General features: G+C 44.7%; 2 protein-coding genes. Both read right to left on the bottom strand.

The annotated features are described in order from the left end of the window. Positions 1 to 336 precede the first annotated feature (336 nt). Positions 337 to 1,734: a Re/Si-specific NAD(P)(+) transhydrogenase subunit beta gene (gene pntB / locus AB4653_RS05980; RefSeq protein WP_009845361.1), complete on the bottom strand. Its 1,398-nt coding sequence runs from the start codon at positions 1,732 to 1,734 to the stop codon at positions 337 to 339. A gap of 10 nt (positions 1,735 to 1,744) precedes the next feature. After that, positions 1,745 to 2,254: proton-translocating transhydrogenase family protein (locus tag AB4653_RS05985; RefSeq protein ID WP_372103568.1), on the bottom strand; the 510-nt coding region annotated here is incomplete at its 5' end.

Consider the following 2,254-nt stretch of genomic DNA (forward strand, 5'->3'; position numbering starts at 1 on the left):
CAAATATATACCATTCGTTATCAAAGATAAATTTATAACCGCATGAAAAACCGTGCTAATGACGAGTTATAGCGACAAATTCGATCATATTAGGGCTATGTTGCACAGCTGTACTCGCTAATCGTTTGAGTCGTTATAACTTCATTCAAATGAGTTTTACGGCCATCTATCGGACTGTGCTTATTGCTTATAGGCCATAGATTGCTGCTTATGGGTCATAGATTGTTGCTTTAGGATACAGCGACTTTCAGATGAACAAAAAAAAGGAGCTCTAATGAGCTCCTTATTTAGTTACGACTTAATGCTTTTGCTTAGAAAATACTTAAAAAGTGTTTCCTATAGATGCTCTAGAATACCGAGACAGCTCTGTTTCGCATCACCAAACAACATCTGCGTATTCTCTTTGAAGAACAGTGGGTTTTGCACACCTGCGTAACCTGTGTTCATCGAACGTTTGAATACGATAACGTTCTGAGCATTCCAAACTTCAAGTACTGGCATGCCAGCGATTGGGCTGTTTGGATCTTCAAGTGCTGCTGGGTTCACAGTGTCGTTTGCACCGATAACCAAAACAGTATCGGTCTCATTGAAGTCATCGTTGAGTTCATCCATTTCAAGAACGATATCGTAAGGTACTTTTGCTTCAGCAAGTAACACATTCATGTGACCCGGTAACCTACCAGCAACTGGGTGGATACCAAATCGAACATTGATGCCCTGCGCTCGTAGCTTCTCAGTGATTTCATGCACTGGATATTGAGCTTGAGCTACTGCCATGCCATATCCAGGAGTGATGATGACTGACTTTGAATTTTTCAGCATGTCAGCCACGTCTTCAGCTGATGTTTCGCGGTGTTCACCTTGCTCTTCATCACCATCAGACACAACCACATCTTGGCCGAATCCACCAGCAATAACGCTGATGAAAGAGCGATTCATCGCCTTACACATGATGTAAGAAAGAATTGCACCTGACGAACCAACCAATGCACCGGTTACGATAAGCAGATCGTTCGCAAGCATGAAACCTGCCGCTGCTGCTGCCCAACCAGAATATGAGTTCAGCATAGAGACAACCACTGGCATATCTGCGCCACCAATCGATGCCACTAGGTGGTAACCGAATGCGAATGCGATAAGAGTCATCACCATTAGCGCGAACATGCTGCCGTCCGCTTTAACGAACATAATCATCAGTAGTGTAGAAACTACGATCGCCGCTAGGTTCCACTTATGCTTATGAGGGATGTTCAATGCAGACGAAGAGATAACGCCGCGAAGCTTACCAAACGCAACAATAGAACCCGTGAACGTCACCGCACCGATAAACACGCCAAGGAACACTTCCACTAGGTGGATCACGTGCTCTGCATGAATATCAGCAGGGTTGATAGAAACGGTAGCAGGTGGGTCAATGTAACTGTTGTAACCTACAAGTACTGCTGCCATACCTACGAAGCTGTGCAGAATTGCCACCAGCTCAGGCATTTCAGTCATTTCTACTTTTCTTGCGTAGTGGATACCAATACCACCACCGATCACCATAGCAATGATGATCCATACAATACCTGCAGAATGTGGGCCAAAGATCGTCGCGATCAACGCGATTGCCATACCCGTGATACCGTAATAGTTACCTGCACGCGCAGATTCCTGTTTCGACAACCCAGCCAAGCTCATAATAAAGAATACAGCAGCCACAATATAAGCTGCTTGTACTAATCCTTCAGACATCTGTCACTCCTTAGTCTTTACGGAACATTTCAAGCATACGTTTGGTTACGGTAAAGCCACCAAAGATGTTGATACTTGCAATTAATACGGCAATAAATGATAAGAACGTGACAACGCCACTTCCTTGTCCTATCTGTAACAGTGCACCGACTACAATGATTCCTGAAATCGCGTTAGTTACGGACATCAAAGGCGTATGCAGAGAATGGCTTACATTCCAAACGACGTAATAACCCACCACACAAGCGAGTACAAAAACGGTAAAGTGAGATAAGAACGCAGCAGGAGCAACTGAAGCTACCCAAGCAAATGCACCTACAGCAACCGCCATGCCTGCCACTTTCTTAATTGGAGAAACCAGCTCTTCAACTTTAGGCTCCGGTTTAACCGCTTTGGGCTTAGCTTGTTGTGGTTGAGCTGAAACTTGAATTGGTGGTGCAGGCCAAGTGACTTCACCCTCTTTAACCACGGTAACACCGCGTAGCACGACATCTTCAAAGTCAATATTGATGTTGCCATC

The organism is Vibrio sp. 10N.222.48.A3, from assembly GCF_041475345.1.
GTDB lineage: Bacteria > Pseudomonadota > Gammaproteobacteria > Enterobacterales > Vibrionaceae > Vibrio > Vibrio tasmaniensis_A.

What these genes read in the sequence shown, in the direction of transcription:
- pntB (WP_009845361.1), bottom strand. Translation starts at nt 1,734, where the DNA reads ATGTCTGAAGGATTAGTACAAGCAGCTTATATTGTGGCTGCTGTATTC.